The organism is Arthrobacter sp. zg-Y1171, assembly GCF_025244845.1.
In the GTDB taxonomy this organism is placed as follows: Bacteria; Actinomycetota; Actinomycetes; order Actinomycetales; family Micrococcaceae; genus Arthrobacter_B.
Genome location: NZ_CP104264.1, coordinates 1,697,457 through 1,716,458 on the forward strand (window position 1 = coordinate 1,697,457; position 19,002 = coordinate 1,716,458).

General features: G+C 65.0%; 16 protein-coding genes. 9 read left to right on the forward strand and 7 right to left on the reverse strand.

Annotated features, from left to right (window positions below):
• Positions 1-7: 7 nt before the first annotated feature.
• Positions 8-1,387 (reverse strand): glutamate decarboxylase, encoded by a 1,380-nt coding sequence (locus N2L00_RS07950; protein WP_255766138.1) that lies wholly within the window; start codon positions 1,385-1,387, stop codon positions 8-10.
• Positions 1,388-1,687: 300 nt separating this feature from the next.
• Between N2L00_RS07950 and N2L00_RS07955 the strand changes: the two genes are divergently transcribed.
• From N2L00_RS07955 to N2L00_RS07970, 4 genes are all read left to right on the forward strand, one after another.
• Positions 1,688-2,098 carry an Hsp20/alpha crystallin family protein gene (locus N2L00_RS07955; RefSeq protein WP_227921809.1) on the forward strand — a complete coding sequence of 137 codons (411 nt, stop codon included), beginning with the start codon at positions 1,688-1,690 and terminating at the stop codon, positions 2,096-2,098.
• A gap of 32 nt (positions 2,099-2,130) precedes the next feature.
• Positions 2,131-4,137 carry an MFS transporter gene (locus N2L00_RS07960; protein WP_255863035.1) on the forward strand — a complete coding sequence of 669 codons (2,007 nt, stop codon included), beginning with the start codon at positions 2,131-2,133 and terminating at the stop codon, positions 4,135-4,137.
• Positions 4,138-4,302: 165 nt separating this feature from the next.
• Complete coding sequence (locus tag N2L00_RS07965; RefSeq protein WP_255766140.1) at positions 4,303-5,577, forward strand: inorganic phosphate transporter; 1,275 nt, start codon at positions 4,303-4,305, stop codon at positions 5,575-5,577.
• Entirely contained in the window at positions 5,574-5,816 is a 243-nt protein-coding gene (locus N2L00_RS07970; protein WP_257794955.1) for a hypothetical protein, read from the forward strand. The genes N2L00_RS07965 and N2L00_RS07970 overlap by 4 nt, the downstream gene beginning before the upstream one ends.
• Positions 5,817-5,882: 66 nt before the next feature.
• On the opposite strand, the gene N2L00_RS07975 is transcribed toward N2L00_RS07970, so the two are convergent.
• Positions 5,883-7,016: an alkene reductase gene (locus N2L00_RS07975; protein ID WP_255863034.1), complete on the reverse strand. Its 1,134-nt coding sequence runs from the start codon at positions 7,014-7,016 to the stop codon at positions 5,883-5,885.
• Between the two features lie 128 nt (positions 7,017-7,144).
• On the opposite strand from N2L00_RS07975, the gene N2L00_RS07980 reads away from it, so the two are divergent.
• Positions 7,145-7,681 carry a dihydrofolate reductase family protein gene (locus N2L00_RS07980; RefSeq protein ID WP_255863033.1) on the forward strand — a complete coding sequence of 179 codons (537 nt, stop codon included), beginning with the start codon at positions 7,145-7,147 and terminating at the stop codon, positions 7,679-7,681.
• Here the strand turns inward: N2L00_RS07980 and N2L00_RS07985 are convergent.
• Positions 7,678-8,166, reverse strand: a complete 489-nt coding sequence (locus tag N2L00_RS07985) for a PaaI family thioesterase (RefSeq protein WP_255863032.1) — start codon at positions 8,164-8,166, stop codon at positions 7,678-7,680. The two genes, N2L00_RS07980 and N2L00_RS07985, sit on opposite strands and share 4 nt — an antisense overlap.
• A gap of 19 nt (positions 8,167-8,185) precedes the next feature.
• Between N2L00_RS07985 and polA the strand changes: the two genes are divergently transcribed.
• From polA to N2L00_RS08005, 4 genes are all read left to right on the forward strand, one after another.
• Positions 8,186-11,029, forward strand: a complete 2,844-nt coding sequence (gene polA, locus N2L00_RS07990) for a DNA polymerase I (protein WP_374676609.1) — start codon at positions 8,186-8,188, stop codon at positions 11,027-11,029.
• A 40-nt stretch (positions 11,030-11,069) separates the two neighbouring features.
• On the forward strand, positions 11,070-12,410 hold the full coding sequence (locus N2L00_RS07995; protein ID WP_255863030.1) for a GNAT family N-acetyltransferase: 1,341 nt from the start codon (positions 11,070-11,072) through the stop codon (positions 12,408-12,410).
• A 277-nt stretch (positions 12,411-12,687) separates the two neighbouring features.
• Positions 12,688-14,160: a 30S ribosomal protein S1 gene (gene rpsA, locus N2L00_RS08000; protein ID WP_227921792.1), complete on the forward strand. Its 1,473-nt coding sequence runs from the start codon at positions 12,688-12,690 to the stop codon at positions 14,158-14,160.
• 148 nt (positions 14,161-14,308) lie between these two features.
• Positions 14,309-14,518 (forward strand): hypothetical protein, encoded by a 210-nt coding sequence (locus N2L00_RS08005; protein ID WP_255863029.1) that lies wholly within the window; start codon positions 14,309-14,311, stop codon positions 14,516-14,518.
• 12 nt (positions 14,519-14,530) lie between these two features.
• On the opposite strand, the gene N2L00_RS08010 is transcribed toward N2L00_RS08005, so the two are convergent.
• From N2L00_RS08010 to N2L00_RS08025, 4 genes are all read right to left on the reverse strand, one after another.
• The gene (locus N2L00_RS08010) at positions 14,531-15,505 is read right to left on the reverse strand and encodes a LacI family DNA-binding transcriptional regulator (RefSeq protein WP_257795032.1); all 975 of its coding nucleotides are present in this window, start codon (positions 15,503-15,505) and stop codon (positions 14,531-14,533) included.
• Between the two features lie 104 nt (positions 15,506-15,609).
• Entirely contained in the window at positions 15,610-17,064 is a 1,455-nt protein-coding gene (locus N2L00_RS08015; protein ID WP_255863028.1) for a GH1 family beta-glucosidase, read from the reverse strand.
• Positions 17,064-17,945: a carbohydrate ABC transporter permease gene (locus N2L00_RS08020; protein WP_370647031.1), complete on the reverse strand. Its 882-nt coding sequence runs from the start codon at positions 17,943-17,945 to the stop codon at positions 17,064-17,066. The genes N2L00_RS08015 and N2L00_RS08020 overlap by 1 nt, the downstream gene beginning before the upstream one ends.
• A 20-nt stretch (positions 17,946-17,965) precedes the next feature.
• On the reverse strand, positions 17,966-18,967 hold the full coding sequence (locus N2L00_RS08025; RefSeq protein ID WP_255766148.1) for a carbohydrate ABC transporter permease: 1,002 nt from the start codon (positions 18,965-18,967) through the stop codon (positions 17,966-17,968).
• Positions 18,968-19,002: the final 35 nt, after the last annotated feature.

Here is a 19,002-nt window from a genome sequence, read left to right on the forward strand (position 1 = left end):
TCCTCGATTAGTGATGGAATCCGGGACGCTCCGCCTCGCGAGGCATCGGGGCACTCAGCTGATCCAGGTACGTGGTTTCCCGTCGGATATCCGCCAGCAGTTTCTCTGCCAGGTCCATACTCAGCCCGTTGCGGACCACAATCCGTTCCACCGTCAGGTTCGAGAGGTTGTCCGGCAGGGGATAGGCGGGCACGAGCCACCCCCTGGTGCGGAGCCGCTCCGCCAAGTCATACAGGTTCCACTTGTCCGTGTATCCATCTTTCAGCCGCCAGGCGAACACCGGGATGTCGGAGCCGTCGTTCCACAGTTCGAAGGGGCCCAGCTCAGCGATCGCGCCGGACAGGTGCAGCGCAACGTCCTGCGAGGCCTGCTGGATCCGTGCATAGCCGTCGCGGCCCAGGCGCAGGAACAAGTAAAACTGCAGGACCACCTGTGCACCGGGGCGCGAGAAGTTCAGGGCAAAGGTCGGCATATCGCCGCCGAGGTAGCTCACGTAGAAAATCAGGTCCTCCGGAAGCCACTGCCGTTCCCGCCAGACCACCCAGCCGAGCCCCGGATAGACCAGGCCGTATTTATGGCCGGAAGTGCTGATCGAGTGGACCCGTTCCAGCCGGAAGTCCCACTCCAGGTCCTGTTGGATGAACGGCGCGATCATGGCGCCGGACGCCCCGTCCACGTGGATGGGAATGTCGAGGCCGGTGGAGGCCTGGATCTCGTCCAGCTTGGCCGCGATCTGCTTTACCGGCTCATACATGCCGGTGTAGGTCACGCCCATGATGGCGACGACGCCGATGGTGTTTTCATCGACATAGTTCTCCAATTCGAAGCCGTCCAGGCATTTGTGCTCTTCACTGATGGGCACCAGCCGCGGCTCGACGTCGAAGTAGTTGCAGAACTTCTCCCAGCACACCTGGACCGCGGAACTCATCACCAGGTTCGGCTTATCAGTAGGCTTTCCCTCGCTGCGGCGCCGATGCTGCCAAAGCCGTTTGAACGCCAATCCGCCCAGCATGCAGGCTTCGGAGGAACCGACCGTCGAGGTGCCGATGGAGTTCTCCGGGGAGGGGGAATGCCACAGATCGGCGAGGATCCGCCAGCAGTTCTGCTCAATCTGCGCAGTCTGCGGGTATTCGTCCTTGTCGATCATGTTCTTGTCGAACGTCTCGCTGTAGAGCCGGTTCGCGTGGTCGTCCATCCAGGTGCTGACAAACGTCGCCAGGTTCAGGCGTGCGTTGCCGTCCAGCATGGTTTCGTCATGGACAATCTGGTATGCCGTTTCCGGCAGCATTTCACCATCATTCAGCCGGAATTTCGGAGCGGCAGTCTCCTCGCCCGGCCGGGCAAAAAGCGGATTGACGGAAAGCGAATCAGGATTTTTCTGCACCATTTTGGAAGCCTCTCATCGACAATATGCCAACCGGCATCAGGCCGTAGTGAACGGCGGTGGGTCCCCCCAAGGCTGCGCGCAGGAAAAACTCTACGCGCGGCAAATACCCGGTGCTAGGTTTGGCGCGGTTTAGGCGGCTCCGGACCCAAAACGGCGGTAAAGGCAGTGTCCGGCAGCGCTTTTTCCTGGTCTTTCATTGAGGGCCGGCCCGTGCCGGACGTACCCTTGCCGGACCGCTTATTCCTGCCCGGCTCCCGCGCTCCAACGCCGCCGGACCGGGCAATCGAGAAGGAGATATCCATGGCTTCCCTTGCACGGCGCGAGCGTTTTGAACTGCCGGACCAGGTCCGTAAATTCTTCGAGGGGGACTGGGAGGTCCCTGCCTTCCCCGTCGAGGAATACCAGGACGGCTCGGCCATGGTGATCCGGGCCGAACTGCCCAACATCAATCCGGAACAGGACCTGGACGTCACGGTGAGCGACGGGGTCCTGCATATCAAGGGGGAACGGAAGGAAAAGACGGAGCACAAGGGACGGCACGGCTACCGTTCCGAGTTCCGTTACGGGTCATTCACCCGCGAAATAGCGCTGCCGTCCGGAGCCAGCCAGGACAATGTCACGGCTACCTACAACGACGGCGTGCTGGAGGTGCGTGTGCCGGTCCCCGAGGTTGGACCATCGTCAACCAAGGTTCCCATCTCGCGGGGCTAGGGCGGCCGCCGAGCTGAAGCCGAAGGAACCGCATGACTGAACGGCCAGCAGCACGCAAGGGCGCGCGGACGTTCCCGGACTGGCTGGTCATTGCCACGCTGGGCTGCGGCGGCATAGTGGTCTCGCTCGAAAAAACCGCGGTGGTTCCGCTGCTGCCGGAATACCCCCGGATCTTCGGAGTCACCTCCGACGACGTGTCCTGGCTGGTCACCGTCACGCTGCTCTCCGCAGCGGTGGCAACCCCCATCGTCTCCCGGCTCGCGGACATGTACGGCAAACGCCGGATGCTGCTGGTGGCCATGGCCCTGATGGTTGCCGGCGCCTTCACGGCCTCCATCGGCGGGACCTTCACGTGGGCCCTGGTCGGCCGCGGGCTGCAGGGCCTTGCCGGTGCGGTGATACCGGTGGGGATCAGCATCCTGCGGGAAACCCTGCCGCAGAAGAAGATCGCCGGCGCCGTTGCGCTGATGAGTGCCAGCTTCGGCATCGGCAGCGCCCTGGGGCTGCCGCTTGCCGGGCTGGTCTATGCACGGTTGGGCTGGCAGGGCACCTTTTGGGTGGTGGGAGTGATTGGCGCGTTGGTGATTGCCGCCGTCGTCGTCTTTGTTCCGGAGTCGAAGGTCCGCAACCCGGCACCGTTTGACTACGTCGGGGCCCTGCTGCTGTCGGCCGCCATGACCGCCGTATTGCTGGCCATTACCAAGGGCGGGGTCTGGGGCTGGACCAGTTACCCGATCCTGGGCCTTTTTGCCGCCGCCGCCGTCTGCTTCGCACTGTGGTTTCCGGCGGAGCTGCGCAACGGACAGCCCCTGGTGGACCTGCGGACATCCGCCCTCCGCCCGGTCCTGCTCACCAACATCGGAGCCGTCCTGGTGGGCTTTTCCATGTACGCGAACATGCTGGTCACCACGCAGCAGCTGCAGCTCTCGAAGGAGACCGGCTACGGCTTCGGGCTGAGCGTGCTCGCGGCCGGCCTCACCATGATCCCGTCGGGGCTGGCCATGGTGGCGGCTTCCCCGGTCTCGGCGCGCATCACCAACACGTACGGAGCCAAGGTCACGCTGGTGACCGGCTGCACCGTTATGGCTGCGGGGTATCTGGCACGCATCCTCTTCGTGCACACGGTTCCTCAAATCATCACCGGGGCCGTGATCGTGTCCATCGGCACGGCAATCTCCATGGCCGCCATGCCCACCATCATCATGAGCAACGTCCCGCTCACCGACACAGCGGCAGCCAACGGCCTGAACACCCTGCTCCGGTCCGTAGGCACCTCCACCTGCAGCGCAGCAGTGGCCACTATCCTGGCCTCGCTGACAATAACCATCGGCGGCAGCAGCTTCCCCGGACTGGACGCGTTCCGGACCATTTTCGTGTTGGCCGGTCTGGCGGCACTGGCCGCCGCCGGCGTCGCCTGCCTGATTCCCCGGTCCCGCCGGCACGAGGCCACGCACCCGGACCTGCACGCCGACGGCGGACAACGGCAGCCGCAACCGGAGGAAAAGCGGGAGATCATGGTCAGCGGACGGCTGCTGTCGGCCGCTGACGGCAGGCCGGTGGGCCGGGGCACCGTCACTGTGCTGGACAGCGGTGGCAGTCCGGTGGACTGGGACCGCACGGACCAGGACGGCGGCTATGCCGTCCTGCTTCCCGGCGAGGGACAATACGTCATGGTTGCGAGCCAGGCCAGCTGGCTGCCGGTTTCGGAAGTGCTGGCCATCCGGGGTGCGGCGGTACACCACGACCTCCATTTCCGCCGGCCGCTGGCCCTTACGGGACGGATCCGGCATGCCGGCCGCGCCGTCGCTGATGCACTCGTGATCCTGGTCCGGCCAGGCGGAGAGGTAGCAGCCTCGGCCCGTTCAGACGGCAGGGGGAACTACGAGCTGCCCCTGCCCGGATCCGGTGAGTATGTCCTTAGCGTCATTGAACCGGATGCCCGGACCACCCACACCCGGACCGTGGTCCTCCCGGCGCCGGACACCGTGATCGACGTGGAACTCGGAGGACGGGAACCGCACACCGGCCTCAGGATCTGACCGGGCCGCCCATCAGCGAGACCAAGGGCACATCTGCCGCTTTGGTACGCGCCTGTCCAAGCGCATACGATCAATCTGGCGTAAAGCGGGCGTCGGCAGCCAAACACGTGCCGAGCTATGTCCCGCTGCGCGGATTCTTTCACTCGTCTTTAGTTAGGGTATGCGGTGGACCTCACCCTCATGGTCGCGCTGGTGATCGCGCTAGCACTATTCTTCGACTTCACCAACGGCTTTCATGACACCGCCAATGCGATGGCTACCCCCATCGCAACCGGTGCCATCAAGCCCAAAACGGCCGTCGCCCTGGCGGCCGTGCTCAACCTGGTAGGTGCCTTCCTCTCCACGGAGGTAGCCAAAACCATCTCCGGCGGACTCATCAAGGAAGGTGAGGGCGGGATCCAGATAACCCCCGTCATGATCTTCGCCGGCCTGATGGGCGCCGTCATCTGGAACCTGATCACCTGGCTGCGGGGACTGCCGAGCAGTTCCTCCCACGCCCTGTTCGGCGGGCTGATCGGTGCCGCGATTGTCGGCGCCGGATTCGGTTCGGTGGATTACTCCGTGCTGATGTCCAAGGTTGTCCTGCCTGCGCTGATCGCTCCGTGCATCGCCCTGTTCGTGGCTTATCTCGCCACCAAGCTGGCGTACCGGATCACCCGCCGGCATGATCCCGATTCGGGCAACAAGCTGCCCCGCAAGCGCGGCGGCTTCCGCTACGCCCAGATCTTCTCCTCCTCCCTGGTCGCCCTGGCTCACGGCACCAACGACGCCCAGAAGACGATGGGTGTGATCACCCTTGTCCTGGTTGCCGGCGGCCTGCAGACCTCCGGCACCGGCCCCGCCTTCTGGGTCGTTGCAGCCTGTGCCATTGCCATTGCCGCCGGAACCTACGCCGGCGGCTGGCGCATCATCCGCACCATGGGAACCGGCCTGACCGAGGTCAAGCCGGCACAGGGCTTTGCTGCCGAAACCAGTACGGCCGCTGCCATCCTGGCCTCGTCCCACCTGGGCTTCGCACTGTCCACCACCCAGGTCGCCTCCGGCTCCGTCATCGGTTCAGGCCTGGGCCGCAAGGGCGCCGAGGTCCGCTGGGGCACCGCAGGGAAGGTCGGTGCCGGCTGGCTCCTCACGCTTCCCGCTGCCGCCGTCATGGGTGCCATTGCGGCGCTCATCGCGTCCATCGGCACTGCAGGTGTGGTTGCAATCTCCATCCTCGGCACCCTCACCATCCTGGGCATCTTCCTGTGGTCACGCCGCAGCCCGGTGAACCACGACAACGCCGTCAGCGACATTGAAAATGCCGGCGAAGTAGTCCGCATCAAGAAGCGCCGCGGCAAGAACAACCGCAAGGGCAAGAACGGCAGCACCGGCAAGAACAACAACTCCGGTAAGGGCGGAAGCACCGCTGCCGGGGTCAAGGTCAAGGAAGGTTCCAAATGAACATCCACTGGATGGACTACCTGACGGTCTTCGGCGTCACGCTTCTCGCCGCGCTGACCGTGGTCTGCATCTATTCGTTCGGGGTTCGCCTGTACGCGGTCTCGCTCGATGCTGAGACCGGTTCCACCCCGCGCAACCGCGTCGCCCTGGCAAAGGCCGGAGCGTTCACCTGCTTCGCACTTAGCGCCGCAGCGGTACTGTTCGGGATTTACCTGATTGTCCCGGCGCTGCACGGCTAGGCTTTCAGAAACACTAAAAGGCCCGCAGGATCATTTGATCCTGCGGGCCTTTTACGTTGGTGGTGCCTAGTTCTGCAACGCCGGGTCCGGGGCGTAGAACGGGTAATCCGTGTAGCCCTCGGGTCCGAAGGAGTAGAACGTCGTTGCGTCCGGGGTGTTCAGCGGCAGGTCTTCCTGCCAGCGGCGCGCGAGGTCCGGGTTGGCGATGGCCGGACGGCCGACAACGACGGCGTCGCCCAGTCCGTCGTCCATCATGGCCAGGGCTTCCTCGCGGGTGGTGAGGGGGCCGAAGCCCGTGTTGAGCAGCACCTTGCCGCCGAAGCGGGTGCGGAGGGCCTGGACCAGCTCGCCGGCGGGATCACGGTGCAGGATGCTCAGGTACGCGAGGCCGAGCGGTGCTACGGCATCCAGCAGGACGCCGTACGTGGCAAGCACATCCTCCGGGTCCATCTCCAGGCAGCCCTGCACATTGTGCTCGGGCGAAATGCGCAGGCCAACCCGGTCGGCGCCGATTTCGGCCGCCACGGCGGAAAGGGTTTCAATGACGAACCGTGCACGGTTTTCGGGGCTTCCGCCGTAGTTGTCCGTGCGCTGGTTCGCCGTCGGGGAGAGAAATTCATGCAGGAGGTAACCGTTCGCTCCGTGCAGCTCCACGCCGTCGAACCCGGCGTCCACCGCTGCCCTGGACCCGCGCACGAAGTCCGCGGTCACAGACGCTAGTTCTTCGGTTTCCAGTGCACGCGGCACTGTGTACGCCTGCTTGCCGTCATAGGTGTGGGACATGCCGTCCACAGCCACGGCACTCGGGGCTACGGGGTCCACGCCGCCGTTGATGTTCGGATGGGTCACCCGGCCGGCGTGCATGACCTGCGCGACAATCCGGCCGCCGGCTTCATGCACGGCGTCGGTGACCCGGCGCCAGCCTGCCAGCTGCTCGGGGTCCACGAGCCCGGGCTGTCCGGGGAATCCCTGCCCTTCACGGCTGGGATACGTTCCTTCGCTGACGATCAGGCCGAGCGAGGCACGCTGGCTGTAGTGCTCAACCATCATCGGGCCCGGGATGCCGTCGCGTCCGGCCCGTTGGCGGGTCAGCGGGGCCATCACGAGGCGGTTGGACAGTTCAAGGCTGCCGGCGGTCATCGGGGAAAACAGGTTCACTAAGTAACTCTTCCTATCGATTGCCGCTGCCCGCGCCTGCATAGGCAGCGCTGACAGCGGCAGTGTGGGTTCATAGGCGCAACCCGGTACCCCGCCAACCTATTCCGCGGGCGGCGCCGACTGTGGCGCAGCCCATACCCGTCCGGCCGCCGGCTGGCTACCATGGCGGCATGGTGCGGACTGTGTACTACGCCTCTGTTTCCCTTGACGGATTCACCGCCGACGACGACGCCGGCCCGCCGGAGGACCACCGGTTCCGGGTGGCCGAATCACCGGCGAACGCCGGTGCCGTGGTGATGGGGGCGGGGACCTACGGCCGGCTGCAGCGGCAGGTAGGGGAGGGCGGCGCCGACGCGTGGGACTGTCCGCCCGGGCCTGTCTGGGTCTACACACATCGCGAGTTTCCCGCCGTCGCCGGAGCGGACATCATGTTTGTCCGCGGTCCGGTGGAGGAGTTCGCGGCGGACATCGCGGACTCGGCCAACGGCGGGGACGTCTGGCTGCGGGGTGTGGATCTGGCGGGCCAGTACCTGCACCACGGACTGCTGGACGAACTGCGCCTGGTGGTGCATCCGGTCCTGCTCGGCAGTGGCCGGCCGCTGCTGCCCCTCGCCGCGGAACGGCCGGCGCTGCTGCTCAGCGCCCGGCCGTCCGCCGACGGCAGCGTACGGCTGTGTTACGGGATCCACGCCGGGCAGGAGCCCTAGCGGGACTCCCGGATCATGTTCGTAATGCGTGCCGTGGAGAGCCTGCGGCCGTCCTCGTCGGTCATAACCACTTCGTGCGTGGTGAGGGTGTTGCCCAGGTGCACGGCCGTGGCCGTTCCGGTGACCAGACCTGAGGACGCGGACCGGTGGTGCGTGGCTCCGATTTCTATTCCCACGGCGTGCCGTCCGGGTCCGGCATGGATACCGGCTCCGAAGGAGCCGAGGGTCTCGGCGAGGACCAGGTGCGCGCCGCCGTGGAGGATGCCTGCCACCTGTTCGTTGCCCTCCACCGGCATGGTGGCCACCAACCGGTCCGCCGACATCTCGAGGAAACGGATGCCCATCTTCGCCACCAGCCGGCCCACGCCGTGCGCGGACAGCCAGTCATGCATCTCTTCCGGGACACCGGCGTCGATAAGTTCCTGCTTGTAGGGGTTGGTGTCCGCCTGATGGCCGGAAGGGCCCGGCGTGAAAATCTCGCTCATGGCAACTAGGCTTGCATTTGTGAGTGAATCTACCAAACTGGCTACGACCCCCCTTAGCAGCAACATTAACGGCGACATTAACGGCAACACGGGAGACGACGGCAAAAGCAGCGTTGATAACGGCGGTACCGCCGTCGAAACCCCGGGCACCCCGGGTGCAGCGCCCGTTTCCCTGGGAACCGTGAACGCCGGGGGACACAACCGGCTGCTGGTGATTGACGGACACTCCATGGCGTTCCGGGCCTTCTACGCGCTCCCGGCCGAGAACTTCTCCACCGACACCGGCCAGCACACCAATGCCGTCTACGGTTTCACCTCCATGCTGATCAACCTGATCAAGGAGGAGAAGCCCACTCACGTGGCCGTGGCCTTCGACCTGGACACGCCTACGTTCCGGTCTGAGGAATACACCGAATACAAGGGCGGCCGGAACAAGACGCCCGAGGAGTTCCACGGGCAGATCGACCTGATCATCAAGGTCATGGAAGCCATGCGTATTCCCACACTGTCCATGGACGGCTACGAAGCGGACGACATCCTTGCGACGCTGGCCGAGAAGGCGTCCGCCCTCAACTGGGACGTCATGGTTGTCTCGGGGGACCGGGATGCCTTCCAGCTGGTGGATGACCACGTCACGGTGTTCTACCCCAAGAAGGGTGTTTCCGACCTGCCGCGCATGGACGCCGCAGCCGTGGAAGCAAAATACCTGGTTCCCCCGGACAAGTACTCCGACCTCGCTGCCCTGGTGGGCGAGAGCGCGGACAACCTGCCCGGCGTCCCGGGTGTGGGTCCCAAGACCGCTGCGAAGTGGATCAAGCTTTACGGCGGGCTGGAGGGCATCCTCGAGAACCTGGACTCCATCAAGGGCAAGGTCGGCGATTCCCTGCGCGAGAACATCGAGGACGTCAAGCGGAACCGGCGCCTGAACCGCCTCCTGCGGGACCTGGACCTGCCGGTGGACCTCGAGGCCATGGCCGCCCAGCGGCCGGACCGGGAGGCCATTGAGGAACTCTTTGACGCCCTTCAGTTCAACGCGCTGCGCAAGCGGCTCTTCGACGTCTACGGGGAAGATGAGGGCGAGGCCGCCGCGCACGCCGAAGTGCCCGCCCCTGAACACAGCATCATCACCGATGCCGGGGAATTGGACAGCTGGTTCCGTGCCGCCAACCAGGCCCGCACTGCCGTGCAGTTGGTGACGGAGGGTGCCGCCGGGGCACGCGACGTCGTCGGCATTGCCCTGGTGACGGACGCATCGGCCGCCTACGTGCCGCTCACCGAGCTCGACAGCGCCGCCGAGCAGGTGCTGGCGGACTGGCTGGCAGACCTTGACGCGCCCAAGGTGGTCCACGATTTCAAGGAGGCTTACAAGGCATTGGCTGCCCGCGGCCTCCACCTGGCCGGCGAGGTCGATGACACCGCCATCTCCGGCTACCTGATCCAGCCGGACCGCCGCAGCTATGAGCTGGCGGACCTGGCGCAGTACCACCTGAAGATGAACATTGTGCCCGCGGCGGCCGCCAGCAACCAGCTGGAACTGTCCCTCGGGGACGAAGACGCGGCAACACCCGCCGTGTCCAAGGCGTTTGCCGCCCTGCGGCTGAGCGAGCACTTCGCCGGCCAGCTCGTGGAGCGCGGCGCCAACCAGCTCCTCGGCGGACTGGAACTGCCGCTGTCCGAGGTCCTCGCGGAAATGGAACTCGCCGGCATTGCGGTGTCCTCGGAGAAGCTGGACCGGCTGCTGGACGATTTCAGCGCCACCATCACCCGTGCGAGCGAGGAAGCCTTCCGGATCATCGGCAAGGAGATCAACCTCGGCTCCCCGAAGCAGCTGCAGGCCGTCCTCTTCGACGAACTCGGCCTGCCGAAGACCAAGAAGATCAAGACCGGGTACTCCACGGACGCCGATGCGCTGACGGACCTGATCGTGAAGACCGGACATCCGTTCCTGGAGCAGCTGCTCGCCTTCCGCGACGCGTCCAAGCTGCGCTCCACCGTCGAGGGCCTGCGGAAGTCCGTTGCCGACGACGGCCGCATCCATACCACCTACGCCCAGACAGTGGCCGCCACCGGACGGCTGTCCTCAGTGAACCCGAACCTGCAGAACATCCCGATCCGATCCGAAGAGGGCCGCCGCATCCGCGAGGTCTTCGTGGTCGGCGAGGGCTACGATTCGCTGCTCACCGCGGACTACTCGCAGATCGAAATGCGGATCATGGCCCATCTCTCCGGCGACGAAGGGCTGATCTCCGCTTTCCAGGCGGGCGAGGACCTGCACCGGTTCGTCGGGTCGCACGTGTTCAACGTGGCCCCTGAAGAGGTCACCAGCGCCATGCGGTCCAAGGTCAAGGCGATGTCCTACGGCCTGGTCTACGGCCTGAGCTCCTTCGGCCTGTCCAAGCAGCTGGCCATCCCGGTGGACGAGGCCCGGACCCTGATCCGTGACTACTTCGAGCGGTTCGGTGCCGTGCGTGACTACCTGCGCGGCGTCGTCGAGCAGGCCCGCAAGGACGGCTTCACCTCCACCATCGAGGGCCGCCGCCGTTACCTGCCGGACCTGTCCAGCGACAACCGGCAGCTCCGCGAAATGGCCGAACGGGCCGCACTCAATGCCCCCATCCAGGGATCCGCGGCGGACATCATCAAGAAGGCCATGCTCGGCGTGGACAGCGAGCTGAAGGCGCAGGGGCTGAAATCCCGGATGCTGCTGCAGGTCCATGATGAACTGGTCCTCGAAGTCGCCGCCGGGGAGCGGGACGCGGTGGAGAAGCTGGTGCGGGAGCAGATGGGTTCCGCGGCGGACCTGTCCGTTCCGCTGGATGTCTCCGTCGGCGAGGGGATCAGCTGGCACGAGGCCGGGCACTAGGCACTACCGCCGAAACTGCCGCCTAGACACAGGGGGAACCATGGATACGGACCACAGCACGGACTGCACGGACAGCACGGCGGACGGGCTGCGGTTCGCTTCCTTCCCTGCCGGCTACGACGCCGCGGACCCGGGCAAAGCCGACGAACGGACCGCCAGGTGGTTCGACGCCGTCAACTTGGGTTTCCACGAGGACCGCACCAAAGCGGAGGGGCTGCCTGCCCAAGTGGACGGCTACCGGCGGGACGGCCGCGTCCTGACCGCGGTGTACGACGACGGCCTGCCGGAGTATGCCTGGGATCCGGCCGTGCCTGTGGCCACCTACGGGACCATGGTCAATGACCTGAATGTCGGGGGAAGTGAACTGCTGCCCGCGCACCTGGTCACGGCGGTCACCGTCCGTCCCACGCACCGGCGCCGGGGCATCCTGCGGCGGATGATTACCGCGGACCTCACCCGGGCCAAAGACTCCGGCCTGGCGTTGGCCGCCCTCACCGCGTCGGAAGCAACCATTTACGGGCGCTTCGGGTTCGGGGCCGCCACCTCCACCGCCGGCGTCGAACTGGACACCCGCGGCGGCCTCGAATTCGCCGCCCCGCCGCGCGGCAGTATCGCGATTGCCGACGCCGACAAGCTCCGGGGGCTGGCGCCGGAAATCTTCCGGGCCCACCTGGAACGCACCTTCGGTGCCCTGGGCCGGCAGTATGCGTACGCCATGCGTGCCGCGGGAGAGTGGAGCGGGGAAAACACGCAACCGGACCTGGCCGTGCGCGGTGTTCTCCGCTACAACGCAGACGGCGTCCCGGACGGCTATGCGGCCTACAAGTCGCTGGGCTGGCAGAACGAGCCGCACACAGTGAAGGTCACCGACCTGGTGGCTGCCAGCGACGAGGCCTACCGCGAACTCTGGCGCTACCTAGGATCCATTGACCTGGTGGACCGGCTGTCCTTCTCCGAGGCCCCGGTGGAGGATCCGCTGCCGTGGATGCTGACTGACCGCCGGCGCTACAAGGTGAAGCACGTCGAGGACGTCCTGTGGCTGCGGATCCTGGACCCAGTGGCCGCACTTGCTGCCAGAGGATACTTCGGCGACGGCACGGTAGTGCTCGACGTCAACGATCCGATGGCGCTGGCAGCGGGGAGTTTCGTGCTCGAGGTACGCGGCGGCGTCGGAACCGTGCGTCCGGCCGCAGCCGGAAAAGAAGCGGACACGCCGCGGGTGCAGCTGACTGCCGCGGCACTCGGTTCCCTGTATCTGGGGGCCGTGAGTGCGCGGACACTGGCGGCAGCCGGGTCGGTGCAGGCCGGGGAAGCGGCCCTGGGCGTCCTGGACGAGCTGTTTTCGGCCGGACCGGCGCCTTACTGCAGCACGCATTTCTAATCACCTGAGTGGCAGTCGCGTATTTTTCAGCCACGGACCGGCAGTTCCCTTTGACCTGCGTTGGCGGGTCCGGCTAGACTGATCGGGCGCGTAATAGCGCAAGTTATAACCAATCCTGTCCATCTCCGGGCAAACAAGCTGTTCGTCTTCGGCACTTTCGTGCCTTCGGCAATCACTTGGGCAAGTATCTTGCCTGCGGGGGCCACCCGGCCCAACCGCCGGTTAGTGGAAACCAGTCCGGAATACAAAACAACTTCCACATCGGAGTCCCAACTACATGACCATCACCACCAACGAGAAGTCCGGTACCCCGCAGGTCGCCATCAACGACATCGGTACTGCCGAGGACTTCCTCGCCGCGATTGACGCAACGATCAAGTACTTCAACGACGGCGATCTCGTCGAAGGTACCGTTGTCAAGGTTGACCGCGACGAGGTCCTGCTCGACATCGGTTACAAGACCGAGGGTGTCATCCCTTCCCGCGAGCTTTCCATCAAGCACGACGTTGATCCCGGAGACGTTGTCTCCGTTGGCGATCAGGTCGAAGCCCTGGTGCTCACCAAGGAAGACAAAGAAGGCCGTCTGATCCTCTCCAAGAAGCGTGCTCAGTACGAGCGTGCCTGGGGCGACATCGAGAAGGTCAAGGAAGAAGACGGCGTCGTTACCGGTACCGTCATCGAGGTTGTCAAGGGTGGTCTTATCCTCGACATCGGGCTGCGCGGCTTCCTGCCGGCATCCCTCGTGGAGATGCGTCGCGTCCGCGACCTGGCTCCGTACATCGGTCAGCAGATCGAAGCCAAGATCATCGAGCTGGACAAGAACCGCAACAACGTTGTTCTGTCCCGCCGTGCCTGGCTCGAGCAGACCCAGTCCGAGGTTCGTTCCACGTTCCTCAACAAGCTGGAAAAGGGCCAGGTTCGTCCCGGCGTTGTTTCCTCCATCGTCAACTTCGGTGCATTCGTGGACCTTGGCGGCGTAGACGGCCTCGTCCACGTTTCCGAGCTGTCCTGGAAGCACATCGACCACCCCTCCGAGGTTGTCGAAGTTGGCCAGGAAGTCACCGTTGAGGTTCTGGAAGTTGACCTTGACCGCGAGCGTGTCTCCCTGTCGCTGAAGGCTACGCAGGAAGATCCGTGGCAGACCTTCGCCCGCACCCACGCCCTCGGCCAGGTTGTTCCGGGTAAGGTCACCAAGCTGGTTCCGTTCGGTGCGTTCGTCCGCGTCGAAGACGGCATCGAAGGCCTGGTCCACATCTCCGAACTGGCTGTCCGCCACGTGGAGCTCGCCGAGCAGGTTGTCTCCGTTGGTGACGAACTGTTCGTCAAGGTCATCGACATCGATCTCGAGCGTCGCCGCATCTCGCTGTCCCTCAAGCAGGCCAACGAGGGTGTCGATCCCGAGGGCACCGAGTTCGATCCGGCTCTGTACGGCATGGCCGCAGAGTACGACGAAGCCGGCAACTACAAGTACCCGGAGGGCTTCGACCCCGAGTCCAACGAATGGCTCGAAGGCTACGAAACCCAGCGCGCAGCTTGGGAGCAGCAGTACGCTGACGCCCAGGCTCGTTGGGAAGCCCACAAGAAGCAGGTCGCTCAGCACAACTCCGAGGACATCGCTGCTGCTTCGGAATCCACCGATTCCGGCACCACCAGCTACTCCTCCGAGCCGGCCGTTGCCGAGACGGGTGCCGGCACGCTGGCTTCCGACGAAGCCCTGGCTGCACTGCGCGAGAAGCTCACGGGAAACTAATTCCCACTGGTTCCGCTGTCCGGTAAGCCGGACCGTGTAACTGCCTAAAGCGGGCCTCCACTTCGGTGGGGGTCCGCTTTTGCGTGTAAGGGCGTGTCTGTGTGCGGACGGGTGGGCGGCACCCTGGGGTAGGGCCGGAGAACCGTTCTTGGATGACGATCAGGGGGGATCAGGGGGAGATCATGGCGGAACAACGGCGGAAGCCGGATCCGGTGCCGAGTTCGCGGCCCTGATGACCGCCTCGGTGCTCACCACCGTCGTCGGCGCCTACGCCGCGCTCGTGGAATTCGTTGTCCTGCTGTTCCTGTTCTGGCTGGGTCCGGAACCGGCGTTCCCCATGGCGGATTCTGCGGGATGACCCGGACTGCGCCTAGGCCGAGTCCCGCACCACCAGCGATGTCGGGAGGCGGTTGACCCGTTCGGTCGGCCTGCCTTCAATCAGGTCCACCAGCACCTCCGCCATCTTTGCCCCGAGGGCGGTGATCGGGTGGTGGATGGTTGTCAGGGCAGGACTAAGGCTGGTGGCGTAGTAGTCGTCGTCGAACCCCACCACGGCAATATCCTCCGGGATGCGCAGACCGCGTTCCTGCAGCACCGAATACGCACCCGACGCCATCTGGTCGTTTGCCGCGAACACAGCGTCGATCTCCCTGCCGCGGTCCAGCAGGCGGCGCATCGCGGCCGCCCCGGAGGCTACGGTAAAGTCCCCGGTCTCCACCAGGGCGTCATCCAGGCCTGCCCGGCGGACTTCCGCCCGCCAGCCGGCGAGCCGGTCCACACCCGCAAGCATGTCCTGCGGCCCGGCGATCGTGGCAATGCTCCGCCGTCCGGCGCCGGTGAGCCTGGCCGTGGCCGCCGCAGCGCCTTCCTCATTGTCCACTTCCACGAAGTAGCTCTGGCCGGCGTCCACCAGCGGACGCCCGGCGAAAACCACCGGCAGCTGGCCGTTCAACCGCTCCCAGGAATGGTCGCCCGTGTGGTGTGAAACCACGAGCACGCCGTCCACGTTGCCGCCCAGCAGGTAGCGGCGGGTTTTCTCCGGGTTGGATTCCGAGGAGGTCACCATGTTGAGCATGTATTCGGTGGTGTTCAGGTAGCGGGCGATTCCTTCCACCACACTGGCGAAGAAGGGATCCGCAAAGACCTTGGAGGTGGACTCCGGAACGAGCAGGGTCACCGTATACGTCCGCCGGCTGGCCAGGGTCCGGGCGGCGCGGTTGGGTACATAGTTCAGCGCCCTGACGGCCTTTTCCACCGAGTCGGCCATGCTCGGGTCAACTGACGGCGAACCGTTGACCACCCGGGACACCGTGGCCCTGGAAACGCCGGCCAGGGCGGCCACCATTTCCAGGGTCGGTGCGGGGCGCGCCTGGCCGGATTCAGCACTCACAGTTTTCTCCTACGCGACTGAGGGCTGAGACGCCCGATCGGTGCCCAGTTTACGGGACGTCACACCATCGACGCGGCAGCCGTCCCACGGGTGCCGGAATCTTCGCCCCGGCTGGCTGCGATCAGCTGGCTGTAGGCAAGGCCGCTGTCCTTGACGGTGCGTTCCTGGGTGTCGTAATCCACCCGGACAATGCCGAAACGCTTGCTGTAGCCCCAGGACCACTCAAAGTTGTCCATCAGGGACCACACGAAGTAGCCGCGGACGTCTGCTCCCGCCTCAATTGCACGGCCGACCGCGGCGATGTGGTCCATGATGAAGCCGGTCCGTTCGGCATCCGGCACGCTTCCGTCGTCGCTCACGACGTCGTCGTAGGCAGCCCCGTTTTCGGTGATGTACAGCGGCGGCAGCGCCGGGTACTCCTCACCGAGGCGGACCAGGAGCCGGCGGAGCCCGTCGGGGTTGACCTCCCAGTCCATGGCGGTGCGGGGCAGGCCGCGGCTCGGGAAGGTGATGTGTTCGGCGCCGATCCACGGCGACGCAGCTTCCCGGCCGGAACCGCCGGAGTGGCCGTCCGTTCCGCTGTTATCCGGATGCCCGCTGATGAGGTCATCGTGGTAGTGGTTGACGCCGAGGAAGTCGATCGGGGCGGAGATGATGTCCAGGTCACCTGGGTGGATGACCTCGCCCAGGCCGAACGGTTCCAGGTCCTTCAGTGAATCCTCCGGATAGGCGCCGCGCAGGATGGGGTCCAGGAAGATCCGGTTCTGCAGGGAGTCAAAAAGCCGGGCGGCTTCCAGATCCACGGGGTCAGCGGGATCGCGGGGGATGGAGTTGCTGAGGTTCAGGGTAATCCCCAGCTCCTGCGCACCCCGGCTCCGCAGTTCGTTGACTGCCAGTCCATGCGCCAGATGCTGGTGGTGCACGGCTGCCACCGCTGCCCGCGGTTCCTGCCGGCCCGGAGCGTGTACCCCGGACCCGTAGCCCAGCAGGGACGAGCAGAACGGTTCGTTGAAGGTGGTCCAATGCTGCACCCGGTCCCCAAGGGCGGAGTAGACATCATTGGCGTACTCAACAAAGCGGTACGCAGTGTCCCGGTTGGCCCAGCCGCCCTTCTCTTCCAGGGCCTGCGGCAGATCCCAGTGGTAGAGGGTGAGCCAGGGCAGGATCCCGGCGCCGAGGAGTTCATCCACCAGGCGGGAGTAGAAGTCCAGCCCCGCACTGTTGGCGCCGCTGTCTCCCGGCCGCACCCGTGCCCAGCTGGTGGAGAAGCGGTAGGAGTCTAGTCCAAGGTCCTTCATCAGGGCGACGTCGGCGGGCATCCGGTGGTAATGGTCCACCGCGGTTGCCGGGGTGTCGGAGTTCCTGATGTTTCCGGGGGTGCGGGCGAATGCGTCCCACACGGAGTCTTCCTTCCCGTCCTCCCACGCGGCTCCTTCAACCTGGGCGGCCGCCGTGGCGGACCCCCAGATAAAGCCGGCCGGGAAATTCTTCCACTCCGTGGCGTTGTTCGTCATTAGCCCTTCACTGCTCCCTGCATGATTCCGGATATAAGTTGTTTGCCTGCCACCGCAAAGAGGATGAGCAGGGGAATGGTTGCCAGCACGGCACCGGTAAGGACCACCGAGTAGTCGGTATACCGGTTGGACTGCAGCTGGCTCAGGGCCGTCTGCAGGGTGGGATTGCCGGCGTCGAGTACCAGCAGCGGCCACAGGAAGTCCGTCCACGCCGACATGAACGTAAACAGGCTGAGGATGGCCATCGCCGGCCGCGCGGCGGGCAGGGCCACATGCCAGAAGGTCTTGATCATGTTGGCGCCGTCCATCCGCGCGGATTCGATCAGCTCGTCCGGGATGACGTCCACCAGGTACTGGCGCATAAAGAACACTCCGAAGGCGGTCACGAGTGTCGGAATGATTACCGCACCGATCTCACCGGTCCAGCCATAATGCCGCATCACCATGAAGAGGGGGATGATGCCGAGCTGGGTCGGAATCGCCATGGTTGCCACTACTGCGACCATCAGCCCGTTGTTCCCGCGGAACCGCAGCTTCGCAAAGGCGTACCCCGCCAGCGTGGAGAACATCACCACGGAAACGGTGATGATGGTCGAGATCAGGATGCTGTTCCACAAGGCCGTCCAGAACGGAATCGTGTCGAACACCTCGGCAACATTGGTCCAGAAATTCCCCCCTGGCAGCAGCGGCGGCCAGGTGAGGCTCAATGCCTCATTGGACCGGCTCCCCACCACCGCGGACCACCAGAGCGGGTAGGAGGACCCGATGAAGAAAGCAAGCAGCAGGCCGTAGGTCAGGTAGCCAGGGCGAAGGCCGTTGCCCAGGAGCCGATGCCGCAGCGCCGGACCGCGGCGCACCGGCTGCGGTTGGGTTCGCGGCACGGTCTTTTGTTGGACGATACTCACTTTTGCTTCCCTTTCACTGCCGGCCGGCGGCGCTGCCGCCTGCCGTCGGAGGACGCTATCCGCCTGGACAAGGCCAGATTAAGGACTCCGAAAAGAACGATGATGAGGAACAGCAGCCAGGCAATGGCAGATGCCTCTCCGAAGTCCTGCCGTTGGAAGGCCATCTCCCACAGGTACAGGACGGTGGTCTGGAACTCGCGCTCCGGGCCGCCGGCATACGTCGGATCGAAAAGGCGCGGTTCGGTGAAGATCTGCAGTCCGCCGATGGTGGAGGTGATAACTACGAAGATCATGGTGGGGCGGATGCTCGGCAGGGTGATGCTGAAGAAGCGCCGGACAGCACCCGCACCGTCGATGGCGGCCGATTCGTAGATGTCGCGGGGCACGGCCTGCATGGCGGCCAGCAGGATCAGCGCGTTGTAGCCGGTCCACCGCCAGTTGACCATGGCGGCTATGGCCACGTGGCTGGGGAATGTCTCCGTGCGCCACATGATCGGATCGACGCCGAAGTTGCCCAGGAAGCTGTTGATAAGGCCGTGCTGCTCATTGAACATGTTCGTGAAGATCAGGGCCACGGCAACCGGGGTGACCACATAGGGGAGCAGGACGCTCATGCGCCAGAAGGTCTTGGCGCGGATGTTCTGGTCCAGGACAGCTGCAATCAGCAGTGCGCCGGCCAGCTGGGGAATCGCGGAGAGCAGGAAGATGCTCATCGTGTTGAAAAGCGAGTTCCAGAAAAAGCGGTCGGCGAGGACATCCGCAAAGTTGCCCAGTCCGACAAACTCGCCCTGGCCCTTCAGCAGGTGCCAGTCGTGGAGCGAAACATAAAACGTGTAGACCAGTGGAAACAGGCCCACCAGCGCGAAGAGCAGGAAGAAGGGGGATATGTACAGGTAGGGGGAGGCTTTGACGTCCCAGATGTTGAGCCGCTGCCTGAACGTGGGTTTGATTTTCTCCGGCGGCGCGGCTGGCGCGGGCCGTTTCATGGTTACGGTCATATCGATTCTCACAGTCCATCAGGGGGCCTCCGGAT

Coding starts and splice junctions, on each gene's coding strand:
- N2L00_RS07995 (WP_255863030.1), top strand. CDS start 11,070: ATGGATACGGACCACAGCACGGACTGCACGGACAGCACGGCGGACGGG.
- N2L00_RS07980 (WP_255863033.1), top strand. CDS start 7,145: ATGGTGCGGACTGTGTACTACGCCTCTGTTTCCCTTGACGGATTCACC.
- N2L00_RS08010 (WP_257795032.1), bottom strand. CDS start 15,505: ATGGTGGCCGCCCTGGCCGGCGTTTCCAGGGCCACGGTGTCCCGGGTG.
- N2L00_RS08015 (WP_255863028.1), bottom strand. CDS start 17,064: ATGACGAACAACGCCACGGAGTGGAAGAATTTCCCGGCCGGCTTTATC.
- N2L00_RS08025 (WP_255766148.1), bottom strand. CDS start 18,967: ATGACCGTAACCATGAAACGGCCCGCGCCAGCCGCGCCGCCGGAGAAA.
- N2L00_RS07970 (WP_257794955.1), top strand. CDS start 5,574: ATGAACATCCACTGGATGGACTACCTGACGGTCTTCGGCGTCACGCTT.
- rpsA (WP_227921792.1), top strand. CDS start 12,688: ATGACCATCACCACCAACGAGAAGTCCGGTACCCCGCAGGTCGCCATC.
- N2L00_RS07960 (WP_255863035.1), top strand. CDS start 2,131: ATGACTGAACGGCCAGCAGCACGCAAGGGCGCGCGGACGTTCCCGGAC.
- N2L00_RS07985 (WP_255863032.1), bottom strand. CDS start 8,166: ATGAGCGAGATTTTCACGCCGGGCCCTTCCGGCCATCAGGCGGACACC.
- N2L00_RS07950 (WP_255766138.1), bottom strand. CDS start 1,387: ATGGTGCAGAAAAATCCTGATTCGCTTTCCGTCAATCCGCTTTTTGCC.
- N2L00_RS07955 (WP_227921809.1), top strand. CDS start 1,688: ATGGCTTCCCTTGCACGGCGCGAGCGTTTTGAACTGCCGGACCAGGTC.
- N2L00_RS07975 (WP_255863034.1), bottom strand. CDS start 7,016: ATGCAGGCGCGGGCAGCGGCAATCGATAGGAAGAGTTACTTAGTGAAC.